Origin of the sequence: Pseudomonas sp. NPDC096925 (assembly GCF_044762545.1) — a bacterium.
GTDB lineage: Bacteria > Pseudomonadota > Gammaproteobacteria > Pseudomonadales > Pseudomonadaceae > Aquipseudomonas.
The window spans coordinates 702,315-718,273 of the sequence record NZ_JBIWEM010000003.1 but is presented as its reverse complement, the minus strand read 5'-3'; the positions used below and the strand labels follow the sequence as shown (position 1 = coordinate 718,273).

Below are 15,959 nucleotides of genomic sequence, written 5' to 3'. Positions count from 1 at the left end.
TTAATGCCAGGTGCCAGCGGTGCTACCGCCATCCACCGGCAGGATCACGCCGCTGACGAAACGTGAGTCGGCCAGGTACAACACCGCATCCACAACATCCTGCGGCGTGCCGGTGCGGCCACTGGGTGACAGCGCGCCCAGCCCCTGCACATTGCCGCCATGCAGCGGCGTATCGATGATCCCTGGCGCCACCGCATTCACTTGCACGCCGCTGGCCGCCAGTTCCAGCGCCAGGCCTTTCACCGCCTGGTTCAGGCCGCCCTTGACCAGCACCGGCAGCAGGGCCGGCACGCGGGTGTCCGGTTGCAAGGCGATGGAGGCGGTGATGGCGATGATCTGACCATGCCCTTGCCTGGTCATGATCCGCGCCGCTTCCTGGGCAGGGTAGAAGAAACCCTTGAGGTTGGTGCCGACCAGGGCGTCGACATCCGCTTCGCTGTACTCGGCAAACGGCTTGGCAATGAAGATGCCGGCGTTGTTGATCAGCAGGTCGACCCCGCCAAAGGCTTGCTCAGCGCTGGCGAACAGGCGCTGCGCCGTGCCCGGCTCGGCGATGTCGCCAGCTACGCCGATGAAGCGCGAAGGGTTGCCGAGGCGGGCGGCGGCCTGCTCCAGGCGGGCCTGGCTGCGGGCATTGCCGACCACGTTGTCGCCGCGTTCGAGGAAGGCCTCGGCCAGGGCGAAACCCAGGCCGCTGGAGGCCCCGGTGATGATGACGGTGCGTGGCGTGTTCATGTGCATGATCTCCAGTGAAGTGAGCCATGGGCTCGATGTGGAGCCACTGTAGGCTGCTACCAGCACTTGAAAAATGAGGCGAAGGGCATTTCAATCGATACATCATGTAATCAATCGAGCCGTCATGACCCGCCATTTCGATGACCTGCAACTGGGCAGCCTGGAGCTGTTCTGCCTGGCCGCCGACAGCGGCAGTTTCACTGCTGCGGCCACGGAGGCCGGCGTTACCCCGGCGGCGGTCAGCCGCAGCGTGGCGCGCCTGGAAGAGCGCCTGGGCGTGCGTTTGTTCGTCCGCACCACCCGGCAGATGCGCCTGTCCGCAGCGGGCCAGGCCTATTACCAGCAATGCCGGCAGGCGCTGGGGCAACTGGTCGAGGCCGAGCGCCAGGTCACGGGCGGGCAGGTCGAGCCGAGCGGCCGCCTGCGCATCAGTGCGCCCACGCCTTATGCCCATCACCGGCTGTTGCCGCTGCTGCCGCGGTTTCGCCAGCGCTACCCGAAGGTGCAGGTGGATGTGCATGTCAGCAACCGCAACGTCGACTTCGCCGAGGAACCGTTCGACCTGGCGATTCGTGGCCGCGAGCCGGCCGATTCACGGCTGGTGGCGCGCCGCCTGGAAGATGCCGAACTGGTGGTGGTGGCCACACCAGGCTATCTGGCCCGTGCCGGCACGCCACAAACACCGCACGACCTGCTGCAACATGAGTGCATCCAGTTCGAGCTGCCAAGCAGTGGCCGCCGGCCGCCGTGGAGCTTTCGCCAGGATGGCCAGCAGGTGGAGATCGAAACCCAGGGTGGGTTTACCTGCCTGGGCGACTTTCTCGCCACCGCCACGCTGGTGCGTCATGGCGGTGGGCTGATGCAGGCTTACCGCTTTACCGTGCAGGACGCGCTGGCCAGTGGCGAACTGGTGGAAGTGCTCGCTGAGTTTGGCGGGACCTCGCGGCCATTCATGCTGATCTACCCCCAGGCCCGGCACATGCCGCTGCGAGTGCGGGTGTTCATCGATTTCCTGTTTGCCGAGGGGGCATAGCCCCTGGGCTGAGGCGAGGCGCCGGGGCGCATGGCCGTCTATGCTGTTTGCTGCGTCGAGCCTGTCATCTCGACGACCCTTCAGGTTTTCCAGGAGAACGCTCCATGAAATCCACGAAATGCATACCTTTGCTGGTGATTGCCTCGGTCCTCAGTTTTGCCGCACACGCAGACCCTGTGAGCAACTGTGCGGCCAAGATCAAGGAGCTTGAAGACATTCAAAGGACCGATGGCCAGGCACTGCACGGTGGCATGGCGCACGACTACCACGAGCTGTTGAAGCAGGCCAAGGAGGGGCAGACTGCGGGGGACATGACCAAGTGCCAGGCCTCGGCAGACCGGGCCAAGACCATCTACAACAAGGCGCGCGGGAAGTAGCTGCAGTCCTGCACTGGCCTCTTCGCGGGCTTGCCCGCTCCCACAGGTACTGCACAGGCCTTGGGCCTGTTGGAAATCCTGTGGGAGCGGGCAAGCCCGCGAAGAGGCCAGTGCAGGAGGGCCCAGTCAGAACCAGCGATCGTTCTTCCTGCGCCCACGGGTCAGCGACGGCAGGATCAGCCCCGCCAGCAAGCCCGCGCCGGCAATGCTGCCGCCATACACCATGTAGCGCATCATCACCTGCTTGTTCTCGTCCCCCAGGCGTGCCTGGGTATCGCGCAGCTCCGACTGGCTCTGGTCGAGCTGTTCATTCAGCGCCTTGTTGCGCGCTTCCAGCTCGTCGATCAGTTTCTTGCGTGAATCTAGGGTTTCCTGCATGCCCTGCACGCGGTTCTTCCAGCTGTCGTCGATATTCTTCAATTGCCCGGTCAGGTCCGCGACCTGGGCATCGAGCTGCGGCAGGCGCTCGCCCTGGCCTGGCACCGACTGCAGGTCGTTGCTGAGAATCCACACCACATCGCCGTTTTGCCCGCGCACCTGGCTGTAGTTGCCCTGGCTGCCGATCAGGGTCAGCTTCTGCCCGGACTTGAGCGTACCGACGATGCGGTGGCCATCGGTCGGTCCACTGCGCACATAGGTGCTCAGGCTGTCGCTGACCCAGCGCGCATCGCTGGCAGGCTCTTCGGCGTGCACCGGTACGGCAAGGGCCACCAGGGCGGCGATCAGGCCGCTGCGCAGGGCAGTGAGGGCGGAAGCAGTTGGGCGGGAATCGGGCATGTTGGGTCTTCGCTGAAACAGGACAAAAGTAGGCCCGGTGACTGGGCCGATGAACCGGTCGGTGAGTTGACCGTCAGCGAAAGACCGTTTTTTTGTCAGCAGGTTCACTACCTGATATCGGAAATGTCTGCAGGATGTTGCAAGGCTCCAACCGGCAACTCCGGACTAGACTCAAGGGCTCACACTCTTTCATGGAGCAAGACCATGACTGCCAAGAACACCATTTGCCTCTGGTATGACAACGATGCCGAAGAGGCCGCGAATTTCTATGCCAGCGTTTTCCCTGACAGCAGAGTGATTGCCGTGCACCAGGCGCCCGCTGACTATCCATCCGGCAAGCAAGGTGACGTGATTACCGTGGAGTTCAGCGTGATGGGGATTCCTTGCGTGGGGCTCAATGGCGGCAAGGCCTTCACGCACTGCGAGGCTTTTTCGTTCCAGGTCAGTACCGAGGACCAGGCCGAGACCGACCGCTTGTGGGATGCCATTGTCGGCAACGGCGGTGAGGCCAGCGTTTGCGGTTGGTGCAAGGACAAGTGGGGGATTTCGTGGCAGATCACCCCACGCATCCTCATCGAAGCCATCGGCCACCCCGACCGGGCGGCGGCCAAGCGGGCGTTCGATGCCATGATGCAGATGGGCAAGATCGATGTGGCCAGGATAGAGGCAGCGTTGAAGGGCTGACCACGGCAGTGAAGGCATCTTGATCGGGTGCTGCGCAGCAGCCCCCGATTCCACAAACTTGCCAGGTCAGTTGCCGGTCACTTCGGCCTCTGCCGACGCCGGCTTGGTCGAAGTCTTCTTCTCCTGCACCACGATGTAGAACTCTTCGCCATGCTTCACCGCGCCATACAGCACGGCCTTCTCGATCAGCTCGTTGCCGCGCAGGTGGCGCAGCATCATCGGGTCCTTGCGCAGGTCGCGGTACAGCGCCAGGCATAGCAGCACCATCACCACGACGAACGGCAGGGCCACGACGATGGTCAGGTTCTGCAGGCCAGTCAGCGCCTCGCCAGGGTCGCGTGGGTCGCCGATTGCCAGCATGATCGCCGCCACCGTACCGGTCAGCGCACCCCAGAAAATCACCGTGCGTCGCGATGGCGTGGTGGTGCCGTGCTCCGATAGCGTGCCCATGACCAGTGAGGCCGCATCGGCACCGGAGACGAAGAAGATACCCACCAGAACCATCACCAGCACTGAAGTCGCCGAGGCCAGCGGGTAGCTGTCCAGCAGCTGGTACAGCGCGTGGTTGCTGTTGACCGCACCATTGGCCAGCTGGAAGGCGCCTTCGCGCAAGGCATCGATACTCGCGCCGCCAAAGATGGTGAACCACACCAGGCTGACCAGGCTCGGTACCAGCAGCACCCCGGTGACGAACTGGCGGATGGTGCGGCCGCGGCTGATACGGGCGATGAACATGCCCACGAACGGCGTCCAGGAAATCCACCAGGCCCAGTAGAACACGGTCCAGCCGGCCAGCCAGCTGTTCATCTGCTCACCGCCGCTGGCGTTGGTGCGGGCCATCATTTCCGGCAGCATCTTGGCGTAGATGCCGATCGAGGTTGGCAGCAGGTTGAGCATCAGCAGGGTCGGGCCGACCAAAAACACGAACACTGCCAGCACCAGTGCCAGCACCATGTTGGTGTTGGACAGCCACTGGATGCCCTTGCCGATGCCCGACACCGCCGAGGTGACGAAGGCAATGGTCAGCAAAGTGATGATCGAGATGTAGAACAGCTTGCCAGGGCTTTCGATCCAGCCGTTGTACTCCAGGCCACCGGCGATCTGCAGCGCGCCGAGGCCCAGCGAGGCAGCCGAGCCGAACAGCGTGGCGAAGATCGCCATCATGTCTATCAGGCGGCCGAGCGGGCCGTTGGCATGCTTGCCGATCAATGGCCGAAAGGCGGCAGAAATCAACTGCGAGCGGCCGCGGCGGAAGGTGCCATAGGCAATCACCAGGCCGACGATGGCGTACATGGCCCAGGGGTGCAGGGTCCAGTGGAACAGCGTGGTGGCCATGGCCACCTGCATCGCTTCGCTGGACTGCCCAGTGGTCGTCCCAGGCGGTGGCGACACGTAGTGCGACAGCGGTTCGGCAACGCCGAAGAACATCAGGCCGATGCCCATGCCGGCGCTGAACATCATCGCCACCCAGGACACCGTGCGGAATTCTGGCTGTTCGCCATCACGGCCCAGCGGAACCCGGCCGTATCGGCTGGCGGCCAGCCACAGCACGAACACCACGAACAGGGTAGAGGTGAGTACGAAGAACCAGCCGAAGTTGAGAATGACCCAGGATTGCGCGCTGGAGGCGCTGCTGGCGAGGCTGGCCTGATTGAGGAAGCCCCAGAGGACGAAAGCGATTGCCAGGAGGCTGGTGAAGCCAAAGACGATCCAGTCAAGCTTGCCCTCGAAATGCCGGTCCTGGCGTGCTTCTGCGGTTTTCGAGGGGTCCGTCACGCCAAGGTCGAGCGTTTCGGTGATGTGTTCCTTTGCCATGAATGATGAGGCCCCTTTCTGGCTTACCTGCAGGTACAGGCTTGTAGTTTTGTGTGGGCTACCGAGTTCGATGACTGCCTCGGCGGGGAGACTGCTGGCACGATTATCCTGTGCAGGAAACGGCAGCTCCTGTCCCGATAGCGCCCCGGGGCGTCCATTACGCGACCTGCCAGATACTTTTAGTTCTGGGGGCGATGGCCCTTTCTGCCTCGCGTTCTGGTACCCTGATGGGCATTCCCCGGGCCTGCACATCCGAGCACCGTAGAAGCGCTGCTGCTTGTGGGCCTGGCCGCACCAGGAAACGGAGATTCGTCAAAATGGCCACTGACCGTGTGAGCCTGATTCATTTCGATAAATTGAGCATGAGCCCTGCCGCTGCCGATCGGTTCCAGAAAGCCCTCGACGCGCTGGAAGCGCTCAAGCTGCAGGACCGTTACGTGTATCTCATCGCTCCTTATCTGGGTGATATCGCTGACGCCTCCGACCGCGAGCAACTGGCCACCGCCCTGGAGCAGGGCTTGCGCGTGGTCGACGAGCTGCTGGCTGCCAGGTCGGTCAGCAAGGTCAAGGCCGAGGAAGTACGCCAGGTGTTTCACAGTGCCGCCGAGCGTGCACAGGCGGAAATGCCCGGCTGAGTGGTGGCATGGCGAAAGACATCGACAACCCTTGCGTCTCGCTGTGCCAGCTCAACAGCGAGTTGTGCGTGAGCTGCGGCCGCACCCGTGACGAAATTCGCAAATGGCGGGGCATGAAGCGCCCCGAGAAGATGGCCACCGTGCAGCGGGCCGCAACGCGAATGAAGGCTATCGCCAAGAAGGCGGCCAAGCGGCAGAATACAGGTTGAACCTGCGTGTCCCGCGCGCGCCCTTTCCTGATTGTCTGACGAGCCTGAAAATGGATTCTCACTCGCTGTTTGCCTTTACCCTGGTCGCTGCCATCGCGATCGCCAGCCCCGGCCCTGCCACCCTGATGGCCATCAACAACAGCCTCGCCCATGGCCAGCGCAGCGCGATCTGGTCGTCACTGGGCAATGGCTCGGGCCTGTTCTGCCTGTCGGCTGCCGCCATGCTGGGGCTGGGTGCGCTGCTGGCCAGTTCCGAAATGCTGTTCAATGCCGTGAAGATCCTGGGGGCGGGCTACCTGTTCTACCTGGGGGCGCGGCAATTGCTGAAAAAGAGCCCGATGCTGGCGCAAGGCGCCGCAGAGGGTATGGCCAAGGTCCGGCCCACGCCGCTGAAGCTGTACAAGTCGGCATTCCTCACGGCAGTGACCAACCCCAAGGCGACCATGTTCTTCACCGCGCTGTTCCCGCAGTTCATCGACCAGGGGGCGGCGTTGCTGCCGCAGTTCCTGATCCTGACCGGAATTTTCGTCGCGTTGTCGCTGGTTTCTCTGAGCCTGTATGCCGCACTGGCGGCGCGGGCCAAGGGCGTGCTGACCCGGCCGTCGCTGTCGCGCTGGGTGAGCCGGGTGGTGGGCACGACCTTTATCGGTTTTGGCGCGGCGATCCTGGCGATGCGCCGGCAGGGTGCCTGAAATATGAGGGCCGCTTGTTCCGGCCGATGAAAGGCCAACCCAATGGCCATACATGGTCCAGACTGTCTACAGCACGCACAGATGGATGCTGCAGTCGACCACAGGATGTGGCAGCCTTTGGCCACCGCTCCGGGTCTCCGGATGATACATGTGCCGAGGGTTGTCGATGATCGAGCGCTGCTTTCGCCACGCTTTGCCGCTGTTGCAGTGCCTGTTGCTGCTGCCGCTGGCGGCGGTAGCGGATGAGGAATGCCGGCGGCTGACTGCTACCGGCAACCCGGAATACCCTCCTTACCTGTGGCGCGACCCGCAAAACCCCCAACAACTGATCGGTGCCAATGCCGACCTGCTCAAGTACCTGGGCAAGCAACTGGGGCTGGAAATCGAGGTGGTCTACGGCGGGCCGTGGTCGCGCGCCCAGGAAGAAGTACGCACGGGCCGAATCGACCTGATGGCCGGGTATTTCCTGACCAAGGACCGTCAGCAACAGATGGACTTCATTACTCCGGCATTTTTGCATACACCCAGCGTTGTCTGGGTGCGCCAGGACAGTGCCTTTGCCTACCGGCAGTGGGCCGACCTGAAGGGCCGCAAAGGTGGCACGCTGGTCAACAACAGCCACGGCCAGCAGTTCGACGACTACGCCAAGGCCAATCTCACCCTCGAAGCGGTACCCGGTGCCAGGCAGGCGTTCGAGAAGTTGGTGCACAAGCGTAGCGACTACGTGGTGTACGAGCAGTACCCCGGCATGGCGCTGGCGCGCACCTTGGGGATTGCCGACACTGTACAGGTGCTGGAGCCACCGATATCCAGCGAAGGGCTGTACCTGGCGCTGTCCCATGAATCGCCCTGCAACCAGCCGCAGCTGCGTGAGGCGCTGGCGAGGGAGATGGAGAAGATCGTTGCCGGGGCGCTGCCGGAGCAGCTGTTGCAGCAAAACCTGGAGCGTTGGCAGTAGCAGCCCGGGATGCGCGCCTACAGGGCCAACTGCGCGGCTTCCTTGGCCCGGGTCACGCTGACCGCGCCGGGCAGGCTGACATTGTTCTTTGCCGCGAGGATCTCGGCCATGACGCTGACGGCGATCTCGGCCGGGGTCTTGCTACCGATATAGATGCCGATAGGGCCGTGCAGGCGCTGCAACGACGCTTCGCTTTCGCCGAAGTGTTCGATCAGCCGCTCGCGGCGCAGCTGGCTGTTGCGCCGTGAGCCGATGGCACCAATGTAGAACGCCGGGCTGTGCAGGGCTTCGAGCAGGGCCAGGTCGTCCAGCTTGGGGTCGTGGCTGACGGCGACAATGGCGCTGCGCAGGTCCGGGGCGAAGGCGCGGACCACGTCGTCCGGCATGCCGGCCAGGCGGTTGACGCCGGCAACGTTCCAGCCTGCGGTGTACTCGGGTCGCGGGTCGCACAGTGAAACGCTGAAGCCATTGAACAGGGCCATGGTCGCCAGGTATTCGGCCAGCGCGCCGGCACCGATCAGCAGCAGGCGGTAGCCGGGGCCTAGGGTGCTGAGCATGTGCATGCCATCGAAGCTGAACAGTTCGGGCGTGGTGGTGGCGGTGAGGCTGGTTTCACCGCTGCACAGGTCGAGCCCACGATGTACCAGCCTGCCGCTGTCGAGGTCGGCGAGCAGCTGCTCGAGGTGTTGCAACGACGGGGCGAATTCCAGCACCAGTTCGAGGGTACCGCCACAGGGCAGGCCGAAGCGGTGGGCCTCGTCGGCGCTGACGCCATAGCGCACCACCTGGGGCAAGCCGCCGGGCATGCCGGGGCCGCCGTAGGCGCTGGTGTAGCGGTGGATAAGGTCGTCTTCGATGCAGCCGCCAGAGACACTGCCGACCACACGGCCGTCGCTGCGCAGCGCCATCATCGAGCCCACCGGGCGGGGGGAGGAGCCCCAGGTGCGGGCGACCGTGGCGAGCAGGGCGCGGTGGCCGGCGGCGAGCCAGTCTCGGGTGGTGCGCAGGACCAGCAGGTCGATGCTTTCCATGGGGACTCCATTAAACCTGATGTTCAAGGGGGGCGGTGCCGGCCTCTTCGCGGGCATGCCCGCTCCCACAGGAGTTGCACTAGTCATGAGACCTGTGCAGTACCTGTGGGAGCGGGTTCACCCGCGAAGAGACCGGTACAGCCACCAGATTTCATCGCATATGCAAAATGATCGGGCTGCTGCTGGCCGGGTCGGTATGCCCACGCAACTTGCCCACCGCCTGCGCATTCACCGCGCCGCCATTGTTCCCCCAGGCGCTGCGCACGAAACCCAGCACATCTGCAATTTCCTGGTCACTCAATTGCTCACGGAAGGCCGGCATGCGATAGGCATCGGGCAACCCGGCCGTCACCACCCGTTGCGAACCATTGAGGGTGATATTGATCGCCGAGGCGTCTTCCTTGGCCAGTGCCGAAGTGGCGCCGGCCAAGGGTGGCATCCATTCGGCCTGGCCCTTGCCGTCCAGGGCGTGGCACGACGCACAGCGGGTTACATAGGTATGCGCCCCAGGGCTATCGAGCCGTGCCGCTGCCGACTGGGCCTGGTATTGCCACGGCGCGCCATCGCGTTGCGGGTCGCCGGGCAGCGACTTGAGGTAGTGGGCGATGGCGGACAGGTCGTCGTCGCTCATGAACTGCGTGGAGTTGTTGAACGCCTCGGTCATCGAGCCGAATACCACTGCATGCCGGTTGCGCCCGGTCTTGAGGAACTGTGCAATCTCGGCCTCGCTCCAGCGCCCCAGCCCGGTGTTGGGGTCGGCACGCAGGCTCGGTGCATACCAGCCATCGAGCAGAGCTCCGGCGAGGAACGGTTTGCCGCTGTCATCCAGGGCCTTTTCGTTGAAGGCCAGGCCGCGCGGCGTATGGCAGCTGCCGCAGTGGCCGGGGCCCTGGACGAGGTAGGCGCCGCGGTTCCACTGTGCATCCTGCCCGGCCTGGTCGGCGTATGGCGTGGTGGCGGCGAACAAGCCATTCCACATGGCAATGGGCCAGCGCCAGTTCAGCGGCCAGGGAATGTCGCTGGCCAGGTTGGCCTGCTGCACCGGTTGTACGCCGCGCATGAAGAAGGCGTACAGCGCCTTGACATCGTCATCGCTGAGCTTGGCGTAGGACGGGTAGGGCATGGCCGGGTACAGCCGCCGGCCACCGGGCGCGACGCCCTGGCGTACGGCACGGTCGAAGTCGGCCAGGCTGTAGTGACCGATGCCGGTGTCGCGGTCGGGGGTGATGTTGGTGGCGTGGATCGCCCCCAGCGGGGTGGCCATTTCCAGTCCGCCGGCGAACGGTTTGCCGTCCGGCAGGCTGTGGCACGCCACGCAGTCGCTGAGCCGGGCCACATACTCGCCGCGGCTGACCAGCGCCGGGTCGGTGGCCGTGGCCTGCGTACCGGCAAACGGCGAGGCGGGCTCGCGGGTGACGTACCAGGCCAGCAGGCCTGCCGCGACCAGGCACGGCAGTGCCAGCCAGCAAGCGGTTCTTGCGAAGCGATGGGTCATGGGGCGTCCTTGTGTGCTCAGCTGAAGGTATGGCGGCTCAATGGCAGGCTGCGCACGCGCTGGCCGGTGAGCTGCGCGACTGCGTTGGCCACCGCCGGTGCCACCGCGGGCAACGGTGGCTCGCCGATACCGCCCATCTTCGCCCCGCTTTCGACAATGCGCACATGTACCCTGGCCATGCGCGACGGCGGCAGGATCGGGTACAGGTCGTAGTTGCGCGCGCGCGGCTTGCCATCCACGTACACCGCTTCTTCCAGCAGCGTCTGCGACAGGCCCAGGGCGACGGCGCCGTTGACCTGGTGCTCGATGATGGCCGGGTTGACGATGCTGCCTGGGTCGATGGCCTGCCAGATGTCGTGCACCTTGACCTGGCCGTTCTCGATCGACACTTCGGCAATGACCGCGGCCTCCGAGCCGAACGGCGAGGCCATGGCCACGCCACGCGCCCGTTTGCTGCCATCCTCGGCGGTGAAAGGCCCACGCTTCCAGCCGCCGGACAGTTCGGCGACGGCCTGCAACAGGTTGGTCAGGCGCGGGTTGTCGCGCAGCAGGTGCAGGCGCAGTTCGAACGGGTCCTTGCCGCCTTTGTCGGCCAACTCGTCGAGGAACGACTCATAGAAGAAGTCGTTCAGCGAGTTGCCCACCGAGCGCCAGTAGCCGAGCATGGCCGGGCCTTTGACGTAGATCTGCGCGATGCGCTTGTTGGCGATGGCGTAAGACTTGCCCGACAGCCCTTCGAGCGCGGTCGGGTCGAGCTTTTCGCCTTGCTTGCCGGCGATGGCTTCGGTCGGGCCTTCGGTGGCGCTCACTGCTTCGAGGGCCACCGGCAGGCCGTCGGCATCCAGCCCGGCGCGGAACTTCACCACGGCGACCGGGCGCAGTACATCGCGGAGGAATTCTTCCTCGCGGCTCCAGATGAGTTTCACCGGCCGGCCGACCGCCTTGGCCAAGGCAATGGCCTGCGGGTAGGGGTTGGCCGAGTCGTACAGGAAGTGGCGGCCAAAGAAACCGCCCAGCAGCGGCGAATGCAGGGTGATCTGCGCCGGGGCCAGGCCGGTGCGTTTGGCGATGTCGTCACGGAACATGTCCGGCGCCTGGTTGGGCAGCCACACCTCCAGGGTGCCGTCCGGGTTGAAGCGCGCCAGAGCCGATGGCGGTTCCAGCTGGGCGTGGTTGAGGTACTGGTTGTGGTAGGTGGCCTCGACTTGGGTCTTGGCACTGGCCAGCATGCCGGCCACATCGCCCTGGTTTTCATCGTCGCGCGCCGGGCCCGTGACCGTGGCCAGGTGTTCGCGCCAACCATCGCTGGAGAAATCGGCCGGCATCGGCCGTACCGGGCTGTCGGCAGCGGGCTCTTTCCAGTCCACCTGGATGGCTTCGACCGCGCGCTTGGCGTGCCACCAGCGTTCGGCAACCACCGCCACGGCGCCCGGCAGTTGATGCACCGAATGCACGCCTTTCATGGCCTTGACCTGGTCTTCGTTGCGCAGGCTGCCGACGGTCATGCCCAGGCGTGGTGCGTGCTGCACGGCAGCGTGGAGCATGCCGTCGACCTTTATGTCGATGCTGTACACGGCCTTGCCAGTGGACTTGTCGTAGGCATCCAGGCGACGTACCGGCTTGCCGATCCAGCGAAACTGGCTGGGGTCGCGCAGCTTGACGCTGGCCGGGTCTGGCACTGGCAGGTCCATGGCACGTCCGGCCAGCTCACCGTAGGGGATGGAACGGCCAGTCGTGGTATGTACCACGTGACCCGGCGTGGTGGAGAGTTCTTCGACCGGCACGCCCAGTTGCTCGGCACCCGCCTGCAGCAGCATGGCCCGGGCCAGGGCGCCCAGACGGCGCATGGTCGGGTAGCTCATGCGCACCGACATGCTGCCGCCGGTGATGCGCATGCCGTTTTCCATCACCACATAGGCTTCCCCGGGCGGCGCGCTGTCGACCACGAAGTTGGCCGGGTCGACGTCCAGCTCTTCACCAACGATCTGCGCCATGGCGGTGAAGGGGCCTTGCCCGCCTTCCATGAATGGGCTGAGCAGGCGCACTTTGCCGTCTGGGCGGATCTCCAGAAACGCCGGTACCTGAGTACCGCGCTCCGGCGTTACCGCAGCCGCTGCCTGCACGCGGGCCGACCCCATGGGCAGGCCGAAACCCAGCACCAGGGCACCGACAGCCGTGCCAGCAAGAAAGCGCCGACGCGACAGGTTGACCGTTTCGCCCAGTTGCAGCTTGAGTAGTTCAACGGGGGTATCGACTGGGGTGTTCATCAGGCCTTCTCCCCTTGCGCCAGTTCATGCACGGCGGCATGGATGGCGTTGTAGGTGCCGCAGCGGCACAGGTTTACCATGGCTGCCTCGATCTGCGCGTCACTGGGCTTGGGCGTGTGCTTGAGCAGCGCCGTGGCCGCCATCACCTGGCCGGACTGGCAGTAACCGCACTGTGCCACCTGGTGCTCGACCCAGGCCGCGACCACCCGTTTGCCGACGGCATCGGTCTCGATCGCCTCGATGGTGGTTACCTCGCGCCCGACCACGCCGGCCACCGGGGTGACGCAGGCACGTACCACGTTGCCGTCCACCAGCACCGAACAGGCGCCGCACTGGGCCAGGCCGCAGCCATACTTGGTGCCGGTCAGCCCCAGGTCATCGCGGATCACCCACAGCAGGGGCGTGTCGGCGTCTGCCTCGACCTGGTAGGTCTTCTGGTTGATGCGTAGTTCCATGGTTCACCTGCCCGTCAACGGTTGCTGTCGCCTGGTTTTTTCTGAGCGGGGAGTACGGTGCTCCCCAGTGCAGAAACGCTAGCACAGCGAGGTGACCGCTGGTCTGCTGGCGGGGCAGGTTCAGAGGATCAGGCAAGCAATTCGGTGGAATACGCAAGTCTGTACCGGTCCTATCGCCAGCAAGCCGGCTCCCACCTCGACCGTATCGACCGCAAGTCATGTGCAGTTCCTGTGGGAGCTGGCTTGCCGGCGATAGGGCCGGTACAGGCAAACAGGACTTCCGGCAGAAAAAACCGGATAATGCCGGCCAATTTCGTTTTGCACGCTTAAATCACGGTAATCCCGCATGGAAATCAAGGTCAATTTTCTCGACAATCTCCGTCTCGAAGCCAAGTTCGACGACTTCACGGTGATCGCCGACCAACCGATCCGCTACAAGGGCGATGGCTCGGCCCCGGGGCCGTTCGACTATTTCCTGGCGTCTTCGGCCTTGTGCGCGGCTTACTTCGTCAAGCTGTACTGCCAGACCCGCGACATCCCCACCGAAAACATTCGCCTGTCGCAGAACAACATCGTCGACCCGGAAAACCGCTACAACCAGATCTTCAAGATCCAGGTCGAGCTGCCCGAAGATATTTCCGAGAAGGACCGCCAAGGCATCCTGCGCTCCATCGATCGCTGCACCGTGAAGAAGGTGGTGCAGACCGGCCCCGAGTTCGTGATCGAAGTGGTCGACAACCTCGACGCCGATGCCCAGGGCCTGCTGATGCCGGTGGCGGACACCAGCACCTACATCCCCGGCAAGGACCTGCCGCTGGAGCAGACCATCGCCAACATGTCGGGCATCCTCGCCGGTCTGGGGATGAAGATCGAAATCGCCTCGTGGCGCAACATCGTGCCCAACGTGTGGTCGCTGCACGTGCGCGACGCCCAGTCGCCAATGTGCTTCACCAACGGCAAGGGCGCGACCAAGGAGGCCGCGCTGGCCTCGGCGCTGGGCGAGTTCATCGAGCGGCTGAACTGCAACTTCTTCTATAACGACCAGTTCTGGGGCGAGGACCTGGCCAACGCGCCGTTCGTGCACTACCCGAACGAGCAGTGGTTCAAACCCGGCCCACGCGATGCGCTGCCGGCCGAGATCCTCGATGAGCACTGCCTGGCAATCTATAACCCGGACGGCGAGCTGCGCGGCTCGCACCTGTACGACACCAACTCGGGCAACACCGCGCGCGGCATCTGCTCGCTGCCGTTCGTGCGCCAGTCCGACCAGCAGGTGGTGTACTTCCCGTCCAACCTGATCGAGAACCTGTTCCTCAGCAACGGCATGAGCGCCGGCAACACCCTGGCCGAGGCCCAGGTGCAGTGCCTGTCGGAAATCTTCGAGCGCGCCGTGAAGCGTGAAATCCTCGAAGGTGAGCTGTGCCTGCCGGATGTGCCGCAGGAGGTACTGGCCAAGTACCCGGCCATCGTTGCCGGCATCCAGGGCCTGGAAGAGCAGGGCTTCCCGGTGCTGGTCAAGGATGCGTCGTTGGGGGGTGAGTTCCCGGTCATGTGCGTGACCTTGATGAACCCGCGCACCGGTGGCGTGTTCGCCTCGTTCGGTGCCCACCCGAGCCTGGAAGTGGCGCTGGAGCGCAGCCTCACCGAACTGCTGCAGGGCCGCAGCTTCGAAGGCTTGAACGACCTGCCGCAACCGACCTTCGAAAGCCACGCGCTGACAGAGCCGAACAACTTCGTCGAGCACTTCATCGACTCCAGCGGCGTGGTGTCGTGGCGCTTCTTCAGTGCCAAGGCCGACTTCGAGTTCGTCGAGTGGGACTTCTCCGGCCACGGCGAGGATTCCAACGTGCAGGAGGCCGCGACCCTGTTCGGCATCCTCGAAGACCTGGGCAAGGAAGTGTACATGGCGGTGTACGACAACCTTGGCGCCACCGCCTGCCGCATCCTGGTGCCGGGCTATTCGGAGATCTACCCGGTCGAAGACCTGATCTGGGACAACACCAACCGCGCCTTGTCGTTCCGTGCCGACATCCTCAACCTGCACAGCCTGGACAACCGCTCGCTCAAGCTGCTGCTCAAGCGTCTGGACAATTGTGATGTGGATGACTACACCACCATCACCACGCTGATCGGCGTGGAGTTCGACGAGAACACGGTGTGGGGCCAGTTGACCATTCTTGAGCTGAAGCTGCTCATCTGCCTGGCGGTGCAGCGCTTCGAGGATGCCAAGGAGCTGGTCGAGGCGTTCCTGCAGTTCAACGACAACACCGTCGAGCGCGGGTTGTTCTACCAGGCGTTGAACGTGGTGCTGGAAGTGCTGCTGGACGACGAACTGGAAATGGACGACTACGAGGCCAACTTCCGGCGCATGTTCGGCAACCCGCGCATGGACGCGGTGCTGGGCTCGGTGGACGGCAGCGTACGCTTCCATGGTCTGACCCCGACCAGCATGAAGCTCGAAGGCCTCGATCGCCACCTGCGTCTGATCGAAAGCTACAAGAAGCTGCACGCGGCCCGGGCCAGGTTCGCCTGATATCTGACAGGTATTCTTTCCTTCGCAGAACGCAAGGCCTTGTGGGAGCGGCCTTGTGTCGCGAAAGGGCTGCGTAGCAGCCCCAGGGTTACTGCGGTGATGCGAATATTGCTGGGGCCGCTGTGCGGCCCTTTCGCGACACAAGGCCGCTCCCACAGGGGGAGTATGAGCCAATAGAGCTCATATGCCTTTCATCTCTGGTGTTTACACCAAATCGATCTTGCTTCACCGCTTATTATTTCTTGCCGCTTCGCCCGCCAGGC

15 protein-coding genes are annotated in these 15,959 nt (G+C 64.2%); 8 read left to right on the top strand and 7 right to left on the bottom strand.

The genetic code is table 11. The features are described 5' to 3' along the window. The gene (locus ACIQYU_RS13665; RefSeq protein ID WP_207837810.1) at nucleotides 1-735 is read right to left on the bottom strand and encodes an SDR family NAD(P)-dependent oxidoreductase; all 735 of its coding nucleotides are present in this window, start codon (nucleotides 733-735) and stop codon (nucleotides 1-3) included. A 124-nt stretch (nucleotides 736-859) separates the two neighbouring features. On the opposite strand from ACIQYU_RS13665, the gene ACIQYU_RS13660 reads away from it, so the two are divergent. Then, nucleotides 860-1,768: a LysR family transcriptional regulator gene (locus ACIQYU_RS13660; RefSeq protein ID WP_207837806.1), complete on the top strand. Its 909-nt coding sequence runs from the start codon at nucleotides 860-862 to the stop codon at nucleotides 1,766-1,768. A gap of 104 nt (nucleotides 1,769-1,872) precedes the next feature. Continuing rightward, on the top strand, nucleotides 1,873-2,145 hold the full coding sequence (locus tag ACIQYU_RS13655) for a hypothetical protein (RefSeq protein ID WP_207837804.1): 273 nt from the start codon (nucleotides 1,873-1,875) through the stop codon (nucleotides 2,143-2,145). 126 nt (nucleotides 2,146-2,271) lie between these two features. On the opposite strand, the gene ACIQYU_RS13650 is transcribed toward ACIQYU_RS13655, so the two are convergent. Beyond that, nucleotides 2,272-2,922 (bottom strand): TIGR04211 family SH3 domain-containing protein, encoded by a 651-nt coding sequence (locus tag ACIQYU_RS13650; RefSeq protein WP_207837802.1) that lies wholly within the window; start codon nucleotides 2,920-2,922, stop codon nucleotides 2,272-2,274. A 204-nt stretch (nucleotides 2,923-3,126) separates the two neighbouring features. Here ACIQYU_RS13650 and ACIQYU_RS13645 point away from each other — a divergent pair, with 204 nt between their 5' ends. Next, nucleotides 3,127-3,606 (top strand): VOC family protein, encoded by a 480-nt coding sequence (locus ACIQYU_RS13645; RefSeq protein ID WP_343583496.1) that lies wholly within the window; start codon nucleotides 3,127-3,129, stop codon nucleotides 3,604-3,606. A gap of 66 nt (nucleotides 3,607-3,672) precedes the next feature. On the opposite strand, the gene ACIQYU_RS13640 is transcribed toward ACIQYU_RS13645, so the two are convergent. Further along, nucleotides 3,673-5,421 carry a BCCT family transporter gene (locus ACIQYU_RS13640; RefSeq protein WP_207837798.1) on the bottom strand — a complete coding sequence of 583 codons (1,749 nt, stop codon included), beginning with the start codon at nucleotides 5,419-5,421 and terminating at the stop codon, nucleotides 3,673-3,675. 317 nt (nucleotides 5,422-5,738) lie between these two features. Between ACIQYU_RS13640 and ACIQYU_RS13635 the strand changes: the two genes are divergently transcribed. The 4 genes from ACIQYU_RS13635 (at nucleotide 5,739) to ACIQYU_RS13620 (ending at nucleotide 7,915) form a co-directional block, all read left to right on the top strand. Next, nucleotides 5,739-6,056, top strand: coding sequence for a hypothetical protein (locus ACIQYU_RS13635; protein WP_207837796.1), 318 nt, complete (start codon nucleotides 5,739-5,741; stop codon nucleotides 6,054-6,056). Nucleotides 6,057-6,064: 8 nt separating this feature from the next. Beyond that, nucleotides 6,065-6,265: a DUF1289 domain-containing protein gene (locus ACIQYU_RS13630; protein WP_063913642.1), complete on the top strand. Its 201-nt coding sequence runs from the start codon at nucleotides 6,065-6,067 to the stop codon at nucleotides 6,263-6,265. Nucleotides 6,266-6,315: 50 nt separating this feature from the next. After that, on the top strand, nucleotides 6,316-6,957 hold the full coding sequence (locus ACIQYU_RS13625; protein WP_207837794.1) for a LysE family translocator: 642 nt from the start codon (nucleotides 6,316-6,318) through the stop codon (nucleotides 6,955-6,957). A gap of 166 nt (nucleotides 6,958-7,123) precedes the next feature. Beyond that, nucleotides 7,124-7,915 (top strand): ABC transporter substrate-binding protein, encoded by a 792-nt coding sequence (locus tag ACIQYU_RS13620; protein WP_207837792.1) that lies wholly within the window; start codon nucleotides 7,124-7,126, stop codon nucleotides 7,913-7,915. A 17-nt stretch (nucleotides 7,916-7,932) separates the two neighbouring features. Here ACIQYU_RS13620 and ACIQYU_RS13615 read toward each other — a convergent pair whose 3' ends face one another. The 4 genes from ACIQYU_RS13615 to ACIQYU_RS13600 all read right to left on the bottom strand — a co-directional run bounded on the left by ACIQYU_RS13615 (nucleotide 7,933) and on the right by ACIQYU_RS13600 (nucleotide 13,163). After that, the gene (locus ACIQYU_RS13615; RefSeq protein WP_343583500.1) at nucleotides 7,933-8,946 is read right to left on the bottom strand and encodes an XdhC family protein; all 1,014 of its coding nucleotides are present in this window, start codon (nucleotides 8,944-8,946) and stop codon (nucleotides 7,933-7,935) included. Nucleotides 8,947-9,097: 151 nt separating this feature from the next. Beyond that, nucleotides 9,098-10,441, bottom strand: a complete 1,344-nt coding sequence (locus ACIQYU_RS13610) for a c-type cytochrome (protein ID WP_402800328.1) — start codon at nucleotides 10,439-10,441, stop codon at nucleotides 9,098-9,100. Nucleotides 10,442-10,458: 17 nt separating this feature from the next. Further along, a complete protein-coding gene (locus ACIQYU_RS13605; RefSeq protein WP_233687950.1) occupies nucleotides 10,459-12,708 on the bottom strand; it encodes a molybdopterin cofactor-binding domain-containing protein in 2,250 nt (749 codons plus the stop codon). Beyond that, the gene (locus ACIQYU_RS13600; protein ID WP_063913636.1) at nucleotides 12,708-13,163 is read right to left on the bottom strand and encodes a (2Fe-2S)-binding protein; all 456 of its coding nucleotides are present in this window, start codon (nucleotides 13,161-13,163) and stop codon (nucleotides 12,708-12,710) included. The genes ACIQYU_RS13605 and ACIQYU_RS13600 overlap by 1 nt, the downstream gene beginning before the upstream one ends. A gap of 346 nt (nucleotides 13,164-13,509) precedes the next feature. Between ACIQYU_RS13600 and ACIQYU_RS13595 the strand changes: the two genes are divergently transcribed. Further along, nucleotides 13,510-15,696 (top strand): OsmC domain/YcaO domain-containing protein, encoded by a 2,187-nt coding sequence (locus tag ACIQYU_RS13595; RefSeq protein ID WP_207837783.1) that lies wholly within the window; start codon nucleotides 13,510-13,512, stop codon nucleotides 15,694-15,696. Nucleotides 15,697-15,959 lie beyond the last annotated feature (263 nt).